The 21,779-nt window shown below is 71.8% G+C and carries 19 protein-coding genes; 8 read left to right on the forward strand and 11 right to left on the reverse strand.

Annotated features, from left to right (window positions below):
* From CXP56_RS11170 to CXP56_RS11185, 4 genes are all read left to right on the forward strand, one after another.
* On the forward strand, positions 1-1,008 hold a 1,008-nt coding region (locus tag CXP56_RS11170), incomplete at its 5' end, for a class I SAM-dependent RNA methyltransferase (protein ID WP_286901028.1).
* Positions 1,009-1,129: 121 nt separating this feature from the next.
* Positions 1,130-3,028, forward strand: coding sequence for a 1-deoxy-D-xylulose-5-phosphate synthase (dxs, locus tag CXP56_RS11175; RefSeq protein WP_028848225.1), 1,899 nt, complete (start codon positions 1,130-1,132; stop codon positions 3,026-3,028).
* A 68-nt stretch (positions 3,029-3,096) separates the two neighbouring features.
* A complete protein-coding gene (locus CXP56_RS11180) occupies positions 3,097-3,774 on the forward strand; it encodes a response regulator transcription factor (RefSeq protein ID WP_028848226.1) in 678 nt (225 codons plus the stop codon).
* Positions 3,775-3,784: 10 nt separating this feature from the next.
* Positions 3,785-4,915 carry a sensor histidine kinase gene (locus tag CXP56_RS11185; RefSeq protein ID WP_028848227.1) on the forward strand — a complete coding sequence of 377 codons (1,131 nt, stop codon included), beginning with the start codon at positions 3,785-3,787 and terminating at the stop codon, positions 4,913-4,915.
* 4 nt (positions 4,916-4,919) lie between these two features.
* On the opposite strand, the gene CXP56_RS11190 is transcribed toward CXP56_RS11185, so the two are convergent.
* From CXP56_RS11190 to CXP56_RS11200, 3 genes are all read right to left on the reverse strand, one after another.
* On the reverse strand, positions 4,920-6,161 hold the full coding sequence (locus tag CXP56_RS11190) for a ribonuclease D (RefSeq protein ID WP_286901031.1): 1,242 nt from the start codon (positions 6,159-6,161) through the stop codon (positions 4,920-4,922).
* 67 nt (positions 6,162-6,228) lie between these two features.
* A complete protein-coding gene (locus tag CXP56_RS11195) occupies positions 6,229-6,945 on the reverse strand; it encodes a response regulator (protein WP_038045087.1) in 717 nt (238 codons plus the stop codon).
* A gap of 681 nt (positions 6,946-7,626) precedes the next feature.
* Positions 7,627-8,190: a DUF3000 domain-containing protein gene (locus CXP56_RS11200; RefSeq protein ID WP_286901033.1), complete on the reverse strand. Its 564-nt coding sequence runs from the start codon at positions 8,188-8,190 to the stop codon at positions 7,627-7,629.
* Positions 8,191-8,630: 440 nt separating this feature from the next.
* Here CXP56_RS11200 and hemE point away from each other — a divergent pair, with 440 nt between their 5' ends.
* The 3 genes from hemE to hemQ are packed head-to-tail and all read left to right on the forward strand — an operon-like array spanning position 8,631 to position 11,821.
* Entirely contained in the window at positions 8,631-9,710 is a 1,080-nt protein-coding gene (gene hemE, locus CXP56_RS11205) for a uroporphyrinogen decarboxylase (protein WP_286901034.1), read from the forward strand.
* A 4-nt stretch (positions 9,711-9,714) separates the two neighbouring features.
* Complete coding sequence (hemG, locus tag CXP56_RS11210; protein ID WP_286901036.1) at positions 9,715-11,112, forward strand: protoporphyrinogen oxidase; 1,398 nt, start codon at positions 9,715-9,717, stop codon at positions 11,110-11,112.
* A gap of 4 nt (positions 11,113-11,116) precedes the next feature.
* Entirely contained in the window at positions 11,117-11,821 is a 705-nt protein-coding gene (gene hemQ / locus CXP56_RS11215; RefSeq protein ID WP_028848233.1) for a hydrogen peroxide-dependent heme synthase, read from the forward strand.
* A 171-nt stretch (positions 11,822-11,992) separates the two neighbouring features.
* Here the strand turns inward: hemQ and msrB are convergent, their stop codons facing one another.
* The 6 genes from msrB to CXP56_RS11245 form a co-directional block, all read right to left on the reverse strand.
* Positions 11,993-12,418: a peptide-methionine (R)-S-oxide reductase MsrB gene (msrB, locus tag CXP56_RS11220; RefSeq protein ID WP_028848234.1), complete on the reverse strand. Its 426-nt coding sequence runs from the start codon at positions 12,416-12,418 to the stop codon at positions 11,993-11,995.
* A 2-nt stretch (positions 12,419-12,420) separates the two neighbouring features.
* Positions 12,421-12,711: a hypothetical protein gene (locus CXP56_RS11225; protein ID WP_286901037.1), complete on the reverse strand. Its 291-nt coding sequence runs from the start codon at positions 12,709-12,711 to the stop codon at positions 12,421-12,423.
* A 221-nt stretch (positions 12,712-12,932) separates the two neighbouring features.
* Positions 12,933-14,498 (reverse strand): serine/threonine-protein kinase, encoded by a 1,566-nt coding sequence (locus tag CXP56_RS11230; protein ID WP_353744551.1) that lies wholly within the window; start codon positions 14,496-14,498, stop codon positions 12,933-12,935.
* An 86-nt stretch (positions 14,499-14,584) separates the two neighbouring features.
* A complete protein-coding gene (locus CXP56_RS11235) occupies positions 14,585-16,348 on the reverse strand; it encodes a metallophosphoesterase family protein (protein WP_286901038.1) in 1,764 nt (587 codons plus the stop codon).
* 128 nt (positions 16,349-16,476) lie between these two features.
* Positions 16,477-18,045, reverse strand: coding sequence for an alpha/beta hydrolase (locus tag CXP56_RS11240; protein WP_038044325.1), 1,569 nt, complete (start codon positions 18,043-18,045; stop codon positions 16,477-16,479).
* Between the two features lie 56 nt (positions 18,046-18,101).
* A complete protein-coding gene (locus CXP56_RS11245) occupies positions 18,102-18,863 on the reverse strand; it encodes a pyrimidine reductase family protein (RefSeq protein ID WP_286901074.1) in 762 nt (253 codons plus the stop codon).
* A 62-nt stretch (positions 18,864-18,925) separates the two neighbouring features.
* Between CXP56_RS11245 and zapE the strand changes: the two genes are divergently transcribed.
* Positions 18,926-19,951: a cell division protein ZapE gene (gene zapE / locus CXP56_RS11250; protein WP_028846273.1), complete on the forward strand. Its 1,026-nt coding sequence runs from the start codon at positions 18,926-18,928 to the stop codon at positions 19,949-19,951.
* Here zapE and CXP56_RS11255 read toward each other — a convergent pair.
* Both CXP56_RS11255 and rocD read right to left on the reverse strand, forming a co-directional pair.
* A complete protein-coding gene (locus CXP56_RS11255) occupies positions 19,911-20,483 on the reverse strand; it encodes a phosphatase PAP2 family protein (RefSeq protein ID WP_051309509.1) in 573 nt (190 codons plus the stop codon). The genes zapE and CXP56_RS11255 overlap by 41 nt on opposite strands.
* A 24-nt stretch (positions 20,484-20,507) precedes the next feature.
* Positions 20,508-21,746 (reverse strand): ornithine--oxo-acid transaminase, encoded by a 1,239-nt coding sequence (gene rocD, locus CXP56_RS11260; RefSeq protein ID WP_286901042.1) that lies wholly within the window; start codon positions 21,744-21,746, stop codon positions 20,508-20,510.
* Positions 21,747-21,779 lie beyond the last annotated feature (33 nt).

Below are 21,779 nucleotides of genomic sequence, written 5' to 3' on the forward strand. Positions count from 1 at the left end.
GCCGACGATCGTCGGGTCACCCCGCCGTGCCCGCTTGCCGTGCCCGGTGGGTGCGGCGGGTGCGACTGGCAGCACGCCGCACCGTCGCTGCAGCGCGAGCTGAAAGCTGCGGTGGTGGCCGAACAGCTGCACCGGCTCGCCGGCATCGACACCGACGTCGTGGTGGAACCGCTGGAGCCGGCCCCGCTGGGCTGGCGGAGCCGGGTGCGGCTGGCCGTCGGCAGGAACGGCAAGGCCGGGCTCCGTGCGCATCGCAGCCACACGGTGGTGCCGCTGCAGGGCTTCGGGTGCCCGATCGCGGTGCCGGAGATGCTGGACGGCGTACTGGCGCGCAAGTGGCGTCCACGTGCCGAGGTCGAGGTCACCGCGGACGGTGACGCTCAGGTCCACGTGCAGGTGATCGAGCAGGTGCGCGGCCGGACGCGGCGTCGGCAGCTGGCCGGTGGCCGGGCGCGTGAGCACGCGGCCGGGCGGGACTGGCAGCTGGCGGCGCACGGGTTCTGGCAGGCGCACCCGGCCGCCGCGGACACCTACGCCCGCGTGGTGGCCGAGTACGCGCAGGCAGAGCCCGGGTCGCACGCGTGGGACCTGTACGCGGGGGTCGGGCTTTTCGCGTCGGTGCTGGCCGAGCAGGTCGGGGAGCAGGGGAGCGTGCTGGCCGTGGAGTCTTCCCGCTCCGCGGTCGCTGACGGCGAGCGCAACCTGTCCGACCTGCCGCATGTCCGGTGGCGTGCGGAGCGGGTCGAGCGGATGGTGCAGACCGAGGCCGGCGATCCCCAGGTTGTGGTGCTCGATCCGCCACGCAAGGGGGCGGGGGTCGAGGTGGCTCGGGCTATCGCCGAGCGTCGGCCGGCCCGTGTGGTGTACGTCGCGTGTGATCCTGCCGCCTTGGCGCGGGACGTGGCGACGTTCACCGAGGCCGGGTATCGGCTCGCTGACCTGCGGGCATTCGACGCGTTCCCGATGACGCACCACGTGGAGTGCATCGCACTGCTCACCGCGAGTTGATCATCGGGCGGGTAGCGTGGTGCCCGTCCGGGCATCCGGGCATCTCTACACTGGCAGGAACTGCCGGGGCCGGGCGGATCCGCCGGATCCCGGTGGTCGGCGCGACGAGGCGAGGTGGGACATGACGCTGCTGGACCAGGTTCGCGGACCGGGCGACCTGAAGCGGATGAGTCAGGTCGAGCTGGCCGCGCTGGCCGCGGAGATCCGCACGTTCCTGGTGGAGAAGGTGTGCCAGGCCGGCGGGCATCTCGGGCCGAACCTGGGGGTCGTCGAGCTCACCTTGGCGCTGCACCGGGTGTTCGACTCACCGCACGAGCCGCTGCTGTGGGACGTCGGCCATCAAAGCTACGTGCACAAGATCGTCACCGGCAGGCAGAAGGGCTTCGACCTGCTCCGCCAGCGCGGCGGGGTCAGCGGCTATCCGTCGCGGGCGGAAAGCGAGCACGACTTCGTCGAGAACAGCCACGCCTCCACCGCGCTGTCCTATGCCGACGGGCTGTCCAAGGCTTTCGAGTTGCGCGGCGAGCAGCGGTGCGTGGTGGCCGTCGTCGGCGACGGTGCGCTGACCGGTGGCATGTGCTGGGAGGCGCTGAACAACATCGCCGCTGCCCAGCGTCCGGTGGTCATCGTGGTCAACGACAACGGCCGCTCCTACCTGCCGACCTTCGGCGGGTTCGCCGAGCACCTGGCGTCGCTGCGGCTGCAGCCGTCCTACGAGAAGGTGCTGCAGCGCGGCAAGGACATGCTGCGGCACACCCCGGTGGTGGGGAAGCCGCTGTACGCGGCCGCGCACGCGGCCAAGGCCGGGTTGAAGGACGCGCTGAGCCCGCAGGCGATGTTCTCCGACCTGAAGCTGAAGTACCTCGGCCCGGTCGACGGGCACGACATCGCGCAGCTGGAGTCGGCGCTGCGCAAGGCGAAGGCGTTCGGTGGCCCGGTGATCGTGCACGTGGTCACCGAGAAGGGCCACGGCTACCCGCCGGCGGTCAACGACGAGATCGACCAGATGCACCAGACCGCGCCCGCGTCGTCGGGCTCGGCCAGGAAGGGCAAGAGCTGGACGGCGGTGTTCGCCGACGAGCTGGCCGCGCTGGCCGACGAACGCCCCGACCTGGTGGCCATCACCGCGGCCATGCTGCACTCCACCGGCTTGCACAAGTTCGCCGGGAAGTACCCGGAGCGGGTCTTCGACGTGGGCATCGCCGAGCAGCACGCGGTGACGTCCGCCGCGGGCCTGGCGATGGGCGGTCTGCACCCGGTGGTGGCGATCTACGCGACGTTCCTCAACCGGGCGTTCGACCAGGTGCTCATGGACGTCGCGCTGCACCGCCTCGGCGTCACGTTCGTCCTGGACCGGGCGGGCATCACCGGCCCGGACGGCCCGAGCCACCACGGGATGTGGGACCTGTCCCTGCTGGGCGTGGTCCCGGGCATGCGGGTGGCCGCCCCGCGTGACGAGGCGACGTTGCGCGAGGAGCTGCGCGAAGCGGTCGCCGTCACCGACGGGCCGACCGCCGTGCGGTTCTCCCGGGGCAGCGTCGGCGCGCCGATTCCTGCCGAGCGGCGCATGGGCACCGTGGACATCCTGCGCACGCCCGCCGGCGGCGCGGACGCCGACGTGCTGCTGGTGGCCGTCGGGGCGTTCGGCGAACTGGGCGTGCAAGCCGCGGCGAAGCTGGACGACCAGGGCATCGGGGTCACCGTGGTGGACCCGCGCTGGGTGCTGCCGGTGCCGGAGGAGCTGGTCGCGTTGGCCAAGCGGCACCGGCTGGTGGTCACCGTCGAGGACGGCGGCAGGCACGGCGGCTTCGGCTCCGCGCTGGCCGCGGTGCTGCGCGACCACCAGTGCGACGTGCCGCTGCGGGATCTTGCGGTGCCGCAGCGGTTCCACGAGCACGGCAGCCGTGGCGAAGTGCTCGCCGGCCTGGGGCTGACCGCGCAGGACGTGGCGCGCCAGGTGACCGGGTGGGCGTCGTCGCTGTCGGAGGCCGGTGTCGCGGAGGCCGCCGAGCGGCGCTAGCGCCACGCCGAGGCGGGTTTCAGCTTCTTCTCAGCCATCTGTGCAGTCAGTTGTGGCACGGTGAAGACGTGCGAGTTCTGGTAGTCGAGGACGAGGAACCTCTCGCGCAGGCGGTCGCCCGCGGCCTGCGCCGGGAAGGCATGGCGGTCGACGTGGCGTTGACCGGTGACGAGGGGCACGAGAAGGCCATGATCACGCGCTACGACGTGGTCGTGCTGGATCGTGACCTGCCCGGTATGCACGGCGACCAGCTGTGCGAGGAGATCATCAACTCCGGCGAGCTCACCCGCGTGCTCATGCTGACGGCGAGCGGCACCGTGGAGGACCGGGTCGACGGCTTGTCCCGTGGCGCGGACGACTACCTGGCCAAGCCGTTCGCCTTTCCCGAGCTGGTCGCGCGGGTGCGTGCGCTGGCCCGCCGGGCCACCCCGCCGACGCCGCCGGTGCTGGTTGCGCGGGACGTCAGGCTGGATCGCGCCAAGCGCACCGTCACGCGGGCCAGCGGGCCGATCGAGCTGACCCGCAAGGAGTTCGGGGTGCTCGAGGTGCTGATGGCCGCCGGCGGCTCGGTGGTGTCCAGCGAGGAGCTGCTGGAACGGGTGTGGGACGAGAATGCCGATCCGTTCACCACGACGGTGCGGGTCACCGTGATGACGTTGCGCAAGAAGCTGGGCGAGCCGGGGATCATCGACACCGTGGTGGGGGCGGGCTACCGGATACCCGAGGCCGGTACCGTGTCCCAGTGATCTTGTCGTGATCGTCAAGCGAGCGGTGGCGCACCTGCGCGGGTTGCGGGGGCGCTTCACCCTGCTGGCCGTGCTGCTCACCGCCGCGGTCAGCGTCGTGCTGCTGGTGCTGGCCTGGCTGCTGGTGCGCGACGCGGCGGCCACGGTCCCGCAGCTTCCGCCGGGCACCAAGGTGCGTGTCGACGACGCCCTCGTCGACGCGTCGGCGCTCACGGCCCATCTGCAGCAGCAGGCGCAGAACAAGGTCGTGGTGGCGGGCATCATCGCGTTCGGCTGCGTCGTGCTGGCCGCCGGCATCCTGGCGTGGGCCCTGACCACGCGGGTGCTCCGGCCGCTGGCCGAGATCACGGCCACCGCGCGCCGCCTGTCCGCGGAGTCGTTGCACGAGCGCATCGGCCCGTTGCGGCCGCGGGACGAGCTGGCGCGGCTGGCCGAGACGATCGACGAGATGCTGGACCGGCTGGCGCACGCGTTCGACTCGCAGCGCCGCTTCGTGGCCAACGCTTCGCACGAGCTGCGCACCCCGTTGACGGTGATCCGCACCGAGCTCGACGTCACGCTCTCCGACCCGGATGCCGACGAGGCCGAGTACCGCCGCATGGCCGAGGTGGTGCGGGCAGCAGCGCAGCGCGCGGAACGGCTGGTCAGTGCGTTGTTGCTGCTGGCGAAGACCGACGCGGCCGGCGTGTCCGCCAGGGAGCCGGTCGATCTGGCCGCGGTCGTGCGCAGTGCATGGGAAGCCGTGCGGCCGGAAGCCGAGGAACGTGGCCTGCGCGTCGACATGGCCATCGCCCCGGCGCCGACCATGGGTGACCCGGCATTGCTGGAGCGCGTGGCGGGCAACCTGCTGGAGAACGCCGTGCGGCACAACGTCGACGGCGGATGGATCACCGTGCACACCACGGCGGACGCCACGTCGGCGCAGCTGGTGGTGCGCTCGTCCGGGCGCACGGTCGATCCGGCCTCGGTGCCCGAGCTGTTTCAGCCGTTCCACCGCGGGGCAGGGCGAGTGGCCCGGTCCGGTGCGGGGCTGGGCCTGTCCATCGTCCGCGCCGCGGTGGAGGCGCATGGCGGCACGGTGCGCGCAGAGCCGGTGGACGGCGGGGGTCTGGCCGTCACCGTGATCGTGCCCAGTACGTAGCCGCTCAGTCCGTCTTCGCCCGTAACGCCCGGCTCAGCGGCAGGGCGGTGAGCTCCACCTGCCACGGGCGGGCGCCCCAGCCGGTGAGCAGCCGGGCGATCGAGTCCGCGTCGGTTTCCGCGGGCGGCTCCCAGCACAGCCTGCGGACCAGTTCCGGCAACAGCAGGTTCTCCACCGGTACCCGGTGCTGCTCGGACAGTTCCGCCAGCGCCGAGCGTGCCGCGGTCAGCCGGGCGGCCGCTTCCGGGTGCCGATCGGCCCAGCGGCTCGGCGGTGGCGGGCCCTCGCTGGGCTGGCTGGGGTTCGGCAGCTCGTCCGGGGGCAGTCGGCGGGCCTGTTCGATGTGCCGCATCCACAGCGTCGACAGCGAACGTTGCCGTTTGCCTCCGAACACGTCCAGCGCCCTGAGCTCGTCGACGGTCCTGGGGTTGCTCAGCGCGGCGGCCACGATGGCCTTGTCCGGCAGGATCCGGTTCGGCGCCCGGTCACGGTTGCGGGCGAGTTCGTCGCGGGCTTGCCACAGGGCGCGCACCACGGCCAGCGCACGGGGGGAGCGGATCTTGTGGATGCCGGAGGTGCGCCGCCACGGCTCCGGGCGCGGTGCAGGCGGGGGAGCGGCCAGGACCGCGGCGAACTCCTGTTCGGCCCAGTCCAGCTTGCCCTGGCCGGCCAGTTCGGTGGCGAGCTTGTCCCGCAGCGGCAGCAGCAGTTCCACATCCAGCGCGGCGTAGCTCAGCCATGCCTGCGGCAGCGGGCGGGTGGACCAGTCGGCCGCGCCGTGCCCCTTTTCCAGACGGTACCCGAGCAGCTGCTCCACCATGGTGCCCAGGCCGACCCGCTGGTACCCGGCCAGGCGCGCGGCCAGCTCGGTGTCGAACAACTTCGGCGGGCGAAGCCCGAGTTCGGTCAGGCACGGCAGGTCCTGCGACGCGGCGTGCAGCACCCACTCGCAGTCGTTGAGCACCGCGCGCAGTGGCTCCAGCTTGCCGGCCAGTGCGATCGGATCGATCAGGTGTGTGCCCGCGCCGTCGCGCCGCAGCTGGATCAGATACGCCTTCGGCCAGTAGCGGTAGCCCGACGCGCGTTCGGTGTCCACCGCGATCGCTCCGGTGCCCCCGGCCAGCGCGGCACAAGCGCGCGCCAGCGCTTCCTCGTCCTCGACCACGTCGGGAACGCCGTCCCGGGGCTGCCGCAGCAGGATCGCGTCGGTGGAGGGCTGGTCGGCTGCGGAGCGTGTGTCGTTCACGGCCCGCAACCCTACGCCGACAGTGCCCCGTCGGCGTAGGGTCCGGCCGTCACGTCGATCACGATGGTCAGCGGATGACCCCCGCCCGCATGGCCAGTGCGACCATCTGGGCCCGGTCACCGGTGCCGAGCTTGCGCCCGATCCGCGACAGGTGGGACTTCACCGTCAGCGCGGACAGGTTCAGCGCTTCACCGATTTCCTTGTTGGACTGGCCGTCCGCGACGAGCTGGAGCACCTGCACCTCACGCGAGGACAGCTCGCGCGGGGTGTTGTCGGTGCCGGGGACCCGCGTCCCGGTGGCCAGTACCGGAGCGACGCCCGGGTCGGCGTACACGCCTCCCTCGAGCACCCTGCGCACGCCGTCGGTCACCGCCATCGGTGACGCCGACTTGAGCAGGTACGCCTGCGCACCGGCCTGGAATGCGGCCCGCACGGCGTACGGGTCGTCCGACGACGCCAGCACGACCACCCGAGGCCAGCCGTTGCTGCGTAGTTCGGACACCAGCTCGATGCCGCTGCCATCCGGCAGGCCGAGGTCGAGGATGGCGAGGTCGCACGGCCCGGTGGCCGCTGCCCTCATCCTCGCTTCGGCGATGGTGGCAGCCTCGTGAACGGTGCCCGCACCCATCTGTGCGAGCCGAGCGGCGATCGCTTCCCTCAGCAGCGGGTGGTCGTCGACCACCAGCACGGAGAAAAGCTCCTCCCGCGGATGCGGAACCATGCTTGCTGGCAAGCTGCCAGCGGGCGTGGAACGAGCGGCCTGATTGAAGCCGACGGTAGCCACGTCACTACCTCCCTGGAGTCGGTCGTGCCCCCCGACCGGCACCGGCACTTTCGGCCGTTCAGCCGCGCCAGCTTTGAGCCGAAAGTGGTGTCGTGTGACGCACTCTAGCCGCCTGACAGGGTCAGTGGGGCGATCAAATGGGTAAGTATTTCGTTCTGTTGACTACTCAGAGTGGTGTGATTCACACGATCGGGCTACTAATGGCGAAGGTAGTAACGCGGCACTCGTCCAAAGCGATGAACATCGGTTAACGGTTCGCTCGGCACGGTGAGTGGTTGTTGCGAGCAGACGAGCGGTCGGCGGCCGAGCGGTGCACGCCCGCAGCCTCCCATCGGCCGTATCACAGCCTCTGGCGCATTCCGATTCGGCCCCAATTTTCCAGTATCTTCGGTTGGCCGGTGACGCCGGGGTCGGCTGTGACGGCTCGCGCCGGCTCCGGTGCTGACACAGCGTCGCCGGGATCGGTCGCAGATTCCGCGTTACGGCAAGTGGTGGAACGGCTCGTCCGTCCCCCGCGGTGGTCACCGCAGCGATGTGCAGACGGCGTTCAAGGCCTGGTTCCGGCTTACCTTGGGGGGAGGGCCGGACACGCGTGCGCAGCCGGCTCGACGTGCCGTCGAGGGCCACTCAGGGCAGCCGCAACGCAGGCCGTCGGCTTTCCGGCGGCCCCGGGCAGTGGGGTCAGGAACCGTGCCGCTGGCCGAAGAGCGTGACACCGACGGGTGGCAGGCCCACGACACTGGCCATCACGCGGCAGAACGCCTCGCCGTGCGGCCGAAGGTCGGGTGTCTTCGGCGTCCACGATGCGCGCAGTTCCAGGTCGTCGGTGCGGGCCGGGCCGGAGATGTCGCCGAAGCGGGCCGAGGACGTGGCGGTCACCGTGCCGCCGAGCGCGGTGTACTCGGCCGCCGTCGCCTCCAGTGCGTCGGTCAGCCAGGACCAGCCGACCGACGGCAGCAGGGGATCGCCCGCCAGCTCCGGATCGATTTCCGCGGTGACGTAGCCGACCAGCCGCAGCACGCCGTGCCACGGCTCGGGACCGTCCGGGTCGTGCAGCAGCACCAGACGGCCGGAGGCCACCACGTCGGCCGGCCCGGTCGCCTCGCAACTGAGCGCGTAGGACCACGGAGCGAGCCGCCGAGGTGGCCGGACCGGCTCGAGGACGAGCTCCGGGCGCGGTCGCACCTGGCGCAGTGCGTCCACGGCCGCCCGGAACACCTCGGGGGCGTGCGTCATCGCGGTCATCGGGGACGACTGTATGCCGGAAAACGCTTGCCGAGCCCGTAGGCACGCCGACAATCTCGCCCGGGTGTGGTGGGTCGTGCAGCGCGATCGCCCGATCGGCCGCCGCGCTGCGGTCGCCGTACGCCCGTCCAGGCGGATGATCGTGCGTTTACCCGGCGCACGGCGCGCGTCCGATCGGAGTACCGCCTCGCCGACGGCGCGCGGGGTCGGTGCATCATGCATCGGCCACGGTATGGGCCGTCGACGGGGCGGCGTTCGGTTTCGCAACTGTCGAGCAGAGCGGGGGAGGCCGTGCCGTCGGGTGGGGTGGCGAGCTTTGCGTGGCTGGCGCGCGGCAGGACGCCCGAAGGTGTACCAAGCCACTGGTACGGGTACCGGGCACGGATCGCGGCCGATGCCGTGGGATCATCGAGGCCGAGCCACTGGTCGAGGAGAGCGCCGTGCGTGTTGCCGAATCCCTGCGGGGGGACATCGTCCGTCGAGAACTGTCGACGGCGCCGTTCCTGGTGGCCGCGCGCGGCGGTACCCCGAGCCGGCTGCCGGTGTGGTTCATGCGTCAAGCCGGCCGCAGCCTTCCCGAGTACCGGCGGGTACGCGGCAGCGTGCCGATGCTCACCGCCTGCTTCGACCCCGGGATGATCACCGAGATCACCCTGCAGCCGGTACGCAGGCACGGCGTCGACGCGGCCATTCTGTTCAGCGACATCGTGGTGCCGTTGAAGGCTGCGGGTATCGGAGTGGACATCAAGCCGGGCATCGGCCCGGTCGTCGACCACCCGGTGCGCGACCGCGCAGGCGTGCGGTCGCTCCCGCTGCTGGAGCCTGATCAGGTCGACGCGGTGCACCAGGCGGTGCGCCTGCTGGTCGCCGAACTCGGCCGCACGCCACTCATCGGGTTCGCCGGGGCGCCGTTCACGCTCGCCTCGTACCTGATCGAGGGCGGGCCCAGCCGCAACCACGAGCACACCAAGGCGCTGATGCACTCCGACCCGCAGACGTGGCACGCCCTGCTGGACAAGCTCGCCGACATCACGATCACTTTCCTGCAGGCCCAGCTGGCCGCCGGGGTGGACGCGATCCAGCTGTTCGATTCCTGGGCCGGGGCGCTGGCCGAACGGGACTACCGCCGCTTCGTGCAGCCGCACTCGGCGAAGGTTCTCGCGGCTGTCGAGCAGGCGGGCGTGCCGCGCATCCACTTCGGGGTGGGGACGTCGGAGCTGCTGCCCGCCATGCGGGATGCCGGCGCCGACGTGATCGGAGTGGACTGGCGCATCTCGCTGACCACCGCGATCGAACGGCTCACCGCGAACGGCCGGCCGCTTCCGGTGGTGCAGGGCAACCTCGACCCCGCGGTGCTGCTCGCCGACTGGCCGGTGGTCGAGGCCGAGGTGCGGCGCATCGTGGCCGAGGGCCGTGCGGCGGCAGGCCACATCGTGAACCTCGGGCACGGCGTGCTGCCCGCCACCGACCCGGCCGTGCTCACCAGAATCGTCGAGCTGGTACACGGACTGACCCCGTGACGAGGTGAGCAGCCCGGTGGAGATCGCGGTCGTCGGCGGGGGAATCTCGGGGCTCACTGCGGCGGTGCGGCTGCGCAAGCTGCTCGGCCCCGCGGCATCGATCACCGTGTACGAGTCGACCACGCGCCTGGGCGGGAAGCTGCGCACCGTCGAGGTGGCCGGTGTTCCCGTCGACGTCGGCGCGGAAGCGTTTCTGCTGCGCAGGCCGGAGGCCGTCGAACTGGTCGCCGAGCTGGGACTGCAGGACGAGGTGGTGCATGCCGGCCCGGCCAGTCCGAGCGTACGGGCAAGTGGCCGTACGGTCGCCTTGCCGCGGCGGACGTTTATGGGAATCCCCGGCGACGCCGCCGAGGTCGACGGCGTGCTGTCCGCGAAGGGGGTCGAGCAAGTCGCCGCCGAGCGCACGTTGCCCCCGGTGCGGCTGCCCGCGCACGACGTGTCCCTCGGTCGGCTGTTGCGGCAACGGCTGGGCGACGAGCTGGTCGACCGGCTGGTGAGCCCGCTGCTGGGTGGCGTCTACGGTGCACGGGCGGACGATCTGGGACTGCGTGCCGTGTTGCCTGCCCTGGCGAAGGCGCTCGAGAATGGCGCGGGTTCGATCACCGCCGCTGCCGCCGGCCTGCTGCCACCACCGCAAGCGGGGGGAGGATCGCCCGTGTTCGGCACCTTGCGGGGCGGATTGCAGCAGGTGGCCGAACGGGCGGCACACGTGGCCGACGCCCGGGTGGAGCTGGGCACACCGGTGCGCGAGCTGCGCCGCACGGCCGCGGGCTGGCAGGTGACCGCGGCGGAGACCCGGTCGGTGGACGGGGTGATCCTGGCCGTGCCCGCTCCCGCGGCGCGTCGGCTGCTGGCCGGGTGCTCGCCCGAGGCCGCCGACGCCTACGGCCGCGTCGAGCTGGCCTCGATGGCCGTGGTCACCGTGGCGTTCCCGCCCGGCACCGAGCTTCCGGAAAGCAGCGGGTTGCTGATCGAGGAAGGCCAGCGCCGCTCCGACGGGTCCGCGGTGCTGAGCAAGGCGATGACGTTCACCAGCCGCAAGTGGCCGCACATCGGCGCCGCCGGGGTGATCATGCGTGCGTCGGTAGGCCGGTTCGGGCAGGCCGAGCAGCTGCGGATGACCGACGACGCGCTGATCGAGGGAGTGCTGGCCGACGTGGCCGACCTGGCAGGCGTGACCGTCGAGCCGATCGACGTGCACGTCCAGCGGTGGGGCGGCGGGCTGCCGTGCTACGGCCCCGAGCACGGCGAATGCGTCGCTGCGATCGACAAGGCGGTGGCCGGCCTGCCACGGCTGGAGGTGGCGGGCGCGCTGCTGGACGGGGTGGGCATCCCGGCGTGCATCGCCACCGCCGATGCCGCTGCCCGGCGCCTGGCGAGCCAGGTCACAGTGCCACACTGATGACATGACCGCCAAACCCGACGCAGCCCGGATCCGCGAGCTCAACGAGACCATTCGATACACGATGTGGTCGGTCTTCCGCGTCCAGCAGGGCGCGCTTGGCGAGGATCGCGGGCCCACCGCCGACGAGACCCAGCAGTACCTGGAGAGCCTGGAGGGCAAGGGCGTCACGGTGCGTGGCGTCTACGACCTGGCAGGCATGCGTGCCGACGCCGACTACATGGTGTGGTGGCACGCCGAGGAGATCGAGCAGCTGCAGGCGGCCTACAGCGGCTTCCGGCAGACCGCGCTCGGCCGCGCCAGCGTTCCGGTGTGGAGTCAGGTCGGCCTGCACCGGCCCGCGGAGTTCAACAAGAGCCACATCCCGGCGTTCCTGGCCGGTGAGCAGCCTCGCAAGTACCTGTGCGTGTACCCGTTCGTGCGATCGTACGAGTGGTACCTGCTGCCGGAGCAGGAGCGCAAGGAGCTGCTGGCCGAGCACGGCATGATGGCCCGCGACTACCCGGACGTGCGGGCCAACACGGTGGCGTCGTTCGCCCTCGGCGACTACGAGTGGCTGCTGGCTTTCGAGGCAGACGAGCTGCACCGCATCGTCGACCTCATGCGCACGTTGCGCGGGGCCCGTGCCCGGCGGCACGTGCGGGAGGAAATCCCGTTCTACACCGGCACCAGGGTCGCCCCGCCGGAGCTGGTCGCCGCCCTGCCCTGAGCGGCGAGGCCGCCTGTCGCGCCGACGGCCGGGCCTGCGGCCGCGGGAAGGCGTGCGCCGCACGCGCCGGCACGTGCGTGTGGCCGCCGGATGAGGGCCCGGTGCTCGGCGCATCCGCGCCGCAGGTCACCGGGCCTGGCGGCATGCCGTGCGTCTCCGGGCGGAGTGTGGTCACTCCTCCTCGGGCACCAGCTTCAGCGCGATCGAGTTGATGCAGTAGCGCTTGTCGGTGGGGGTGTCGTAGCCCTCGCCGGTGAACACGTGGCCAAGGTGGCTGTGGCAGCTGGCGCACAGCACCTCGACCCGCTTCATGCCCAGGCTGAAGTCGTCCCTGAGCAGCACCGCGTCGGAATCCGCCGGATCGTAGAACGACGGCCAGCCGCAGTGGCTGTCGAACTTCTCGTTGCTGGTGAACAGCTCCGCCCCGCAGGCCCGGCAGGTGTAGACGCCTTTGGCCTTGGTGTTCTCGTATTCCCCGGTGAACGGCGGCTCGGTGCCCGCTTCGCGCAACACGTGGTACTCCTCCGGGCTGAGTTCCTGCCGCCACTCGATCTCGGACTTGACCACTTTCGGCGTGGCGCCGACGACTGGCTTCATACCTACCATCCCAAGAATCCGCTGATCGTGTCCCACACGCTCACCGCGACGCCGAGCAGGATCAACGACACCACCAGCACGGCCATCGCCCGGTAGTGGCCGCGGACGCGGTTGCTCGATTCGGCGAACTCGGCGATGCCGTCCAGCGCGCCCTCCACGGTGAACCGGGGACCGGTGCGTTCCATCCGGTGCAGGTGCTCGGCGAAGGCCCGCGCTTCCGGGTCGTCCGGATCCAGGCCGATCAGGTCGTCGTGGAACCGGGCGTCGGGGCCCTCGGGCATGCGGGAGGTCATGTCACCACGGTATGTCAGCTCGACCGTGCCGTCGATGGCCGGCGATCGGCTTGCTCTGGGGCGTGCCCGGCGCGACGGTGCCAGCACTGGCGGGCTGCTGGTCTGGTGTGTGCCGGTTGGGTGTGGGGGCTGCTCGTGTGGGCGGGCTGCTGGTCTGGTGTGTGCCGGTTGGGTGTGGGGGGCCGCTCACGTGGGCCGGCTGCCGGATCGTGCGCGACCGGTCACCGGGTGCCCGAGTCCACGCGCAGCTGGTTGCCCTGCCGGATCACCCGGACCTTGCGCTTCGTGGTCATCTCGGTGCCGTCGTTCAGATAGGTGACGTCGATGGAGATCGTCACCGAACCGTCGGGGTTCTGCTCGCCCCTGGCGTTGTTGGACCACACCTGGTCGTACTGCGACCAGTACTTCCGGAACTTCGCTTCGCTGCCGTACTCCTGCTTGGCCTCCTCGCTGAGCATCTGCCACGACTTGGCCATGCCTGCAGGGAACGTGTAGAAGTCCACCACCAGGTTGCCCGCCTCGGAGAAACCGATCGGGCCGCCGGAGGCGTCGTGGCCGCCCTGCTTGGGCTGGCTCGACGACGGCGCGGGCTGCGACGTCTGGCTGCTGGCCGGGGGCTTGTCACCCTGCGCCTGCTGGCCGTTGCCGTCCAGCCAGAACACGAACCCGGCCACGACGGCCGCCACCACGAGCAGTGCCGCGGCGACGAGCACGGCCAGCCTGCCGGACTTCGATCGGCCGCCCTTCCCGCCCTTGTCCGGGCGCTTCGGCTGCGTGGCGGGCGGGCGGTGCGGGCCTGCCGCCGGGAACACGGCCGTGCCGGGGTGCTGGTCACCACCGGTGCGCTGGCTGGGGCTTGCGTTGTCGCGGTGACTCGGTGGGGGAGCGGGCGGCAGCGCGGGCATGGTGGCGGGCGGCGCCTCCGGCGCGCCGACGCTGGAGGCCACCTGGGCAAGGCGGCGGGCCGCCTCCGCCATCGTGATGCGCTCGGCGGCTTCCGGCCGCAGCATGGACATCAGCAGCGCGGTGGCCTTGCCCGCCTGCATCGGGGGCTGGATCTTGCCGCTGGCCGCGGTGTGCAGCAACGCCAGCTGGTTCGGGTTGTCGCCGTACGGGCAGTGGCCCTCGATCGCGTGATAGAGCGTCGCACCCAGCGCGAACACGTCCGACGCGGGTGCCGGGTCCGCGCCACGGGCCAGCTCGGGGGCCAGGTAGGCCGGGGTACCGCCGACCAGCCCGGTGGCGGTCAGCGTCATGTCGCCCTGGGCACGGGAGATACCGAAGTCGGTGAGCTTGGCCACCCCGGAGTCGTCGATCAGGATGTTGCCCGGCTTGACGTCGCGGTGCACGATGCCCGCCTTGTGTGCGGCGTGCAGTGCGCGGGCCACCTGCTCGCCGATGCGCGCGACCTCCGGCACCGGGAGGGTGCCGCGCTCGGTGATCAGCTGCGCCAGGCTCTTGGACTCCAGGTACTCCATCACCAGGCACGGGTCGCCCTCGTGCTCGGTGATGTCGAACACCATGATGGCGTTCGGGTGCTGCAGGCGGGCGGCGTTCTTGGCTTCGCGCATGGCCCGCGCGTGCAGCTCGGCCCGGTCGGCGGGCGACATGCCGTGCTGGCCGATCACCCGCTTGACCGCTACCGGACGCTCCAGACGCTCGTCGATGGCGCGCCAGACCACGCCCATGGCACCGGCGCCGATGTATTCGACGAGTCGGTAGTACCCAGCGACAAGTTGCCCGGCTTCGATGGCGAATTCTCCTTGGCGCGATGACGAGACGTGCAGGCGATTGGTGCCCCCCGACGACGCTTCGAGTGTACTGACCCCGGGGCGTGGCGGTGGCAGCGTGTCGGCCTCCCCGGCCGGGCGGCCTACCGGTTCGGCTCGTCGCGGGGCGTCACCACCACGGGGTCCTCGATCAGCTGCGGGCGCAGCTGGACGCCGTGTGGCCGCAGCAGCGGGTCCCCCGGCGCGCCGTCCGGGTCGGCCACCCACCGCCTGCACACCTTTTCCACCTTGATCGGGTAGATGCGCAGCGTGCCGTCGGCGGCGATGTGCATGCGCAGGAAGCCTTTGTGATCCTCGATGCTCTGGCCGGCCATCAGCTCGTTGAGGTTGATGCCGAACCGGCTGGCGATCATCAAATACACCGCGACGACCTCGCTGTGCACCAGGCCGAGCACGGTGGGCAGGCCGACCAGGATGACGACGAACGACACCCAGTTGCTCAGCACGTCGTCCGGGATGACGTCGCGGTACAGCTCGGTGATCAGCAGGCCCCACGCCAGGCTCAGCCCGAGATGGACCGCGGCGTGAGCGACGCCGAAGACGGTTCCGCGTAGTCGCGACGTGCGCAGATCGAGCCGGGCGAAGGCGACCCAGCCGACGACGACCAGGACGGCGAGCAGCACGGCGGGTGTCCAGCTGGCCACCAGGGCGAAGAACCCGCGCGGCCGGTCGCCGAACGGTCCGGCCAGCCCGTACAGCACGGCCAGCACGATCAGCGACTGGATGATGCCGGCGACACCCCAGAACCCGGGGTTGCGGAACGGCAGTCGCAGGATGCCTGCGGCGAAGCGCCGGGACTGGCGCTTCTCCGGATACCGGGCGGCCAGATCGTACCGGGTGCTCGGCCCCGCCGCCCTGATCCGCGTGGTCGGTGGCGGCAGCACCACCGACTCCGGCAGCTCGTCGGTGGTGGTGAGGTAGCCGCCGCCCAGGCCGCAGGTGACCTTCTGCCTGCCGCCGCCACGCTCGGCGTACCGGGAGTAGTGATGCTTGTCCCCGGACAGCATGACCCGGATGGTCGCCCCGGCGGGCCGCACGATGGTCGTGTCGAAGTACTCGATGGTGTCCCAGGCCTCCGCTCCGCGGGACGTGTGCGCGTCGACCCACGACGGGGACGGCGTGCACAGGATCACCGAGTCGCCTTCCCGCAGCTGCTTGGCGGCCTCGGTGAAGTACGCCAGCTGCGGCGCGTCGATGTGGTCGTCGAACTGTGTGTCCAGCGCGAACAGCCACCACCGCTGGGGCAGCTGGATGGCGAAGTAGCTGCGGGTCTGCGCGGTGTCCCAGCCGCCGAACGGCCTGCCCTGGGCGAACACGCGAAGAAACGCGGTCAGGCCGTCGTACCAGTCGTGGTTGCCGGGCAGCGCGTACAGGGTCGGGCGCTTGCCGTCCACGTGCGGCAGCGCTGCGGCGTAGACGCCCTTGGTGCGGTTCCGGTACGCGGTCACGGACGCGGCCGGGTACACCTGGTCTCCGCCCATGATCAGCATCTCGCCGCGGGGGAGCTTGCCTGCCGAGGGAACGTCGAGCTCGTCGGCGGCGAGCAGGCTCGCGACAGTGTAGGTCGCGTTGAACCCGTCGCCGAGGTCGGCGACGAAGTCGAACCACACCTCCCCGGTCTCGTCGTCCCCGTGCCGGTAGACGCGGGCGGGCAGGCTGCCTTGCAGTTCCCGCTTGTCGGCGTAGGCACCGAAGATCGTGGCCAGCAGCGCCTTGACGCCGGTGGCCACCAGGACCCCGGGTGCCAGCCACCGCACTGCGGGTTGCGGAGTGAAACCGAGTTCGGCGGGGGTGATCTCCCGCGGGCGCTCGGCCTGGGCTGGGGTATCGGCTCCTCGTGCGGACACGAGAGCGCATGGTAGCGATCAAGCACGCGGCCCGGGCCAGGCCGACGGGAGGGTGACGACGCATCGCGATCAAGCGGACGAACCGGACGCGTTCCGGCTGCTGCCGTGGACACTGGTGGCGCCTGCCGTCACGCCGGGCACACGACGTTGCTGTTCGGGACCTTGCCGTCGAGCAGGAAGTCGGTGACGTTCTTGGTCACGCAGTCCGACCGGCCGATCGCCCCGTGGCCGGCACCCTCCCAGGAGACCTTGCGCGCCCCGGCCAGCTGGTCGGCGGTACGCGAGGTGCCCTTCTCCGGGGTGACCGGATCCGCCGCGGTGGCGATCAGCAGGGTGGGCGGGATGCCCGGGGTGTGCAAGCCGGGCGGTTTCTCGGTCGGGACCGGCCATTGGCTGCACCACAGCAGCCGCTGCGCGATCAGCCCGCCGAACGTGGGGTACTTCTCCCGCCACGACGCGGCCAGCTGCACGATCCGCTCGGTCGGCAGCCGGGTCGTGGTGTCGTTGCAGATGGTGGTCAACGTGGCATCGATCGTCGGTGGCGCCTCGCCGGAGGGCTCCAGCACGGGCCGCACCAGCCGGACCAGCCGGGCCGGGCTCCCGTCGGCGGCGTCGTCGATGGCCCTGGCCAGGTGCGGCCAGCCATCCGGATCGCGCAGCCCGAGCCAGGCCGCGTACAGCACCATCGCCGGCCCGACCTGGATGCCGTCCACCTCGGCCGGGTCGTGTCGTGCCCGGTCGACGGCCTTGGCCAGCGCCGACGACGGGTCCGACCCGAGCGGGCAGTCCGAACGGCTCGCGCAGTCGTCGCCGAAGGCGCGCAACGTCGCTTCCGCGGCGGCGGCGAGGTCGGCCAGCGTGGCGGTGGCATCCGTTGCCGGGTCCGGTGTCCCGTCGAAGACGAACCGGCCGACGGACTGCGGGTGGGCGTTGGCATAGGCGATGAGCACCCGGGAACCCTCACCGCGAGCGATGGCGTGCAGCTTCGGCACGCCGACCGTCCGGCGCACTTCCTCCAGGTCCTCGGCGGTGTGCCTGGCGTCGTAGACGGTTTGCTCGTTGCCCAGCGCGATCGAGCATTCCTGACCGGACTTGCGGACCGCCTCCACCAGCGGCTCCGGGTCGGAGCTGTCCGGGTCGAGCCCGAGCAGGCCGTGCCGGGCGTAGCGGGGGATGCAGTCGATCGGGTTCGACCGGCCGGTGCCGCGGCGATCGACGCCGACCAGGGCCACCTGCTGCAGCAGGCGGTCGGGCAGCCGGCCGGCCAGCTCGGCCGCCAGCTCGCTGCCTGGCGGGCCGTCCACGTCGCCGACGACCACCACCGGCACCCGCCGGCCGAGATCACCCTTGCCGACGCGCATGAGCGCCACCTCGTGCTCGGGGCCGCGGTGGTCCAGCGACGGGCCCACGACGGTGGAGCATTCCACGGTCAGGCCGCGTGCGGCGGGCGGCAGGCGGTCGGTGACGCTCGGCAGGCACTCCGGCCAGTCCCGCCACCCGATGGCGTTCGGTGGCGGGGCACCCAGCGGTGGCAGCGGGGCGGGGCCCTGCTCGTCGGATGCGGTGTCCTCGCCGGGGGTGTCCTGGATCAGCACGGCGGGGCGTTCGGACGGGCCGACGGTGCATCCGGCGGTAAGCAGCGCGGCCAGTGCGCTGGTCAGCGCGCCGGTGATGCGCGTGCGCCGGGAAACCCTCACCACCACTCCCTTCGGCTCACCACCCCCAGTGTGCGCAGCGCCCGGTGAGACTCCGGTCAAGCACGCCGGTAGCGCAGCATCAGGAAGCCGTCCGCGGTCAGCACCGAGGCCAGCCGCAGCGAACGCGGCGGGCCGGTCATGGCCGGGCCGCTCACGATGCGCTCCGCGCCGGCTCCCGCCAGCAGCGGCGACACGGTCAGGCAGAGCTGGTCGACGAGGTCCGCGGCGACCATGGCGCCGAGCAGCCGCGGGCCGCCTTCGCAGTCGATCCGGTAGAGCCCACGGTCGCCGAGGGCCCGCACCGCGGATGGGAGGTCGACGCTGTCCTCGCCCACGACGACGACGTCCGCCCCCGCGTCGGCCAGTGCGTCGCGGCGCTCGGCCGGCGCGGCGGCGCAGGTCAGCACGATCGGGGGCACCATGGTGTCGGTCAGCAGCGGGGACTGCGGGGACAGCGAGCAGCGGTTGGTCACCACCGCGATCGGCGGCAGCGGCGACAGCCCCCGTGCCTGGCGCCGGGACGTGCGCAGTTCCCGGGGTTTGATCCCGGCGTAGCGCTCCGCCTGTGCCGTTCCCGCTCCGACCAGCACCACGTCGGCCAGGTCCCGGCCAAGGGCGAACACCCGCTTGTCGGCGGGATGCGACAAGCCCGCGGACCGGCCGTCGACCGCGGCCGCCCCGTCGGCCGAGCTGACCATGTTCGCCTGCACCCAGGGCTCGGTCAGCTCCGGCGGATAGTCGTAGAGGCGTTCCAGGTCGGCGTCGGTCACTGCGGTGGGCTCACCGTCGGTCGGCCACAGCGCGTACACGATGCCCAGTTCATCACATCCGGCCCGGCTGACTCCGGGGACGGGGCGTCCGGCCAAGTAGGGTGTGATCCATGCCGGCGTCCCTCGTCGATCGCTTCCCCGAGGTCGAACCAGCGGAGCTGGTCGCGGGGCTGGTGCCACCGCCTCGGTTCGACGCGGTGCGCTTCGACACCTACGTGCCCAACCCGGCCGAGCCGACCCAGGCGGCCGCGGTGGCTGCCGCGCGGGCGTTCGCCGAGCAGATCGGCGCAGGCGGGGGCGGGCGGAAGTCCCGCTGGCGCAGCCTGTTCGGCGGGCGGAAGGGCGGGCCGCAGCCGAGCAAGGGCCGGTACTTCGACGGCGGGTTCGGGGTCGGCAAGACCCACCTGCTCGCCTCGTTGTGGCACGCGGTTCCCGGCCCGAAGGCGTACGGCACGTTCGTCGAGATCACCAATCTGGTCGGGGCGCTCGGGTTCGCCGAGACCGTGCGACGGCTCTCCGGGTACACCTTGCTCGCCGTCGACGAGTTCGAGCTGGACGACCCGGGCGACACCATGCTGATGACCCGGCTGCTGTCCGAGCTGATGGACACCGGGGTGGCCGTGGCGGCCACGTCGAACACGCTGCCGGACAAACTCGGCGAAGGCCGCTTCGCCGCGGAGGACTTCCTGCGCGAGATCCACTCGCTGGCCGCGCGGTTCGAGGTGATCCGGGTGGACGGGCCGGACTACCGGCACCGCGGCCTGCCGGAGCCGCCCGAGCCGATGTCCGACGACGAACTCGTCGCGGCGGCCAACGCGCGCCCCGGCGCGACCCTGGACGAGTTCGGCAAGTTGTGCGAGCACCTGGCGGCCGTGCATCCGGCCCGCTACGGGCACCTGGTGGACGGGGTGTCCGCGGTGTTCGTGCAAGGGGTGCGCCCGGTGGACGACCAGGCCATCGCGCTGCGGCTGGTCGCGCTCGCCGACCGGCTCTACGACCGCGCCATCCCGGTCGCGGTCAGCGGCCAGGACGTCAGCAAGATCTTCCCCGAGGACATGCTCGCGGGCGGCTACCGCAAGAAGTACCTGCGTGCCATCAGCCGGTTGACGGCGTTGGCGCGAGACGCCGCCGAGTGACGTGGCCGATCACCACGACGCCCACGCCGACGGCGCAGCCGCCGACGATGTCGAACGGGTAGTGGTAGCCGGCCGCCACCATGCCGATCCCGGCCGCGACGACGAGCACCATCCCGACGCCTGCGCTGACCGCCCTGGCCACCCCCGGCCGGGTCAACAGCACCAAAAGCGCGCACACGGCCGCCAGGCTCGCGGTGTGCCCGCTGGGGTACTCCAGCGTGCCCGCGGACAGCGCCCGGAACACCGGTTTGAGCACCGCGGTGGTCGACAGCACCGCAACGAGCGGTGCCGTGGCCGCGAGCAGCGCGGCAGGACGGTCGCGGCCGAGCATGCACAGCACCACCACGACCACGACGACGGGCACCAGGACCACCGGCTCGGAGGGCAGCACGAGGTGACCGAGCACCTCGGGCTGCCCGTCGAACCACAGCGCCGCGTCCCGCTGCCAGGCGACGTCGATCGGCCACGGCCGCCGCCGCGCCAGTCCCAGCGCCAGGGCGGCAAGCAGCGCCAGCGGCCCGATGATCAGCACACCGGGAGGATAGGGCCTTCGGTGTCAGCGGCCGACCACCGCGGCCAGGGCGTCCAGGCCCTGGTCCAGCTCCTCGCGGGTGATGACCAGCGGGGGAGCGATGCGCAGCGTGGCGCCGTGCGTCTCCTTGCACAGCACGCCACGGCCGGCCAGCCGCTCGCAGGCTTCGCGCCCGGTCATGCCGTCGATGTCCACCCCGGCCCACAGGCCACGGCCACGCACCGCGGTCAGCCCGTTGCCGACCAGCTTGGTCAGCCGGTCGTGCAGGTGCTTGCCGAGTTCGGCGGACCGCTGCTGGAACTCGCCGGTGCGCAGCAGCCGCACGACGGCGCGGCCGACCGCGCACGCCAGCGGGTTGCCGCCGAACGTCGACCCGTGCTCACCGGGACGCAGCACGCCGAGCACGTCTCGGCTGCCGACGACCGCCGACACCGGCACGATCCCGCCGCCCAGGGCCTTGCCCAGCGTGTACAGGTCGGCGCGCACGTTCTCGTGGTCCAGCGCCAGCACCTTTCCGGTGCGGGCCAGGCCGGACTGGATCTCGTCGGCGATCAGCAGCGCGCCGTGCTCGTCGCACAGCCGCCGGACGGCGGCCAGGTAGCCCGCCGGTGGCACGATCACGCCTGCCTCGCCCTGGATCGGCTCCAGCAGGACCGCGGCGGTGTGCTCGGTGATCGCTTTCCGGAGCGCTTCGGCGTCGCCGTAGGGCACGATGGTGAAGCCCGGCGTGTAGGGGCCGTAGTCGGCTCGCGCGGTCTCGTCGTCGGAGAACGACACGATCGTGGTGGTCCGGCCGTGGAAGTTGGCACCGGCGACGACGATGTCCGCCTTGCCCTGCGGCACGCCCTTGACCCGGTACGCCCACTTGCGGGCGACCTTGATGGCGGACTCGACCGCCTCGGCGCCGGAGTTCATCGGCAGCACCATCTCGGTGCCGGTGAGCTCGGCCAGCTCCTGGCAGAACGCGCCCAGCTGGTCGTGGTGGAACGCCCTGGAGGTGAGGGTGACCCGGTTCAGCTGCCGGGTGGCGGCCGCGATCAGCTCGGGGTGCCGGTGGCCGAAGTTCAGCGCCGAGTAGCCGGCCAGGAAGTCCAGGTACCGTTTGCCGTCCACATCGGTGACCCACGCGCCTTCGCCCTCGGCGATCACGACCGGCAACGGGTGGTAGTTGTGGGTCGACCATCGCTCGTCGGCCGCGATGAAGTCGCGGCTGGTCACGGCGGGGCGAGTCAGGCTGGGGGAAGTGGGAACCGTCGTGGTCATACCGCCAGGTTAAGGCAGCATATGTGCGGCAAT

Source organism: Thermocrispum sp. (assembly GCF_002919275.1).
In the GTDB taxonomy this organism is placed as follows: domain Bacteria; phylum Actinomycetota; class Actinomycetes; order Mycobacteriales; family Pseudonocardiaceae; genus Thermocrispum; species Thermocrispum agreste.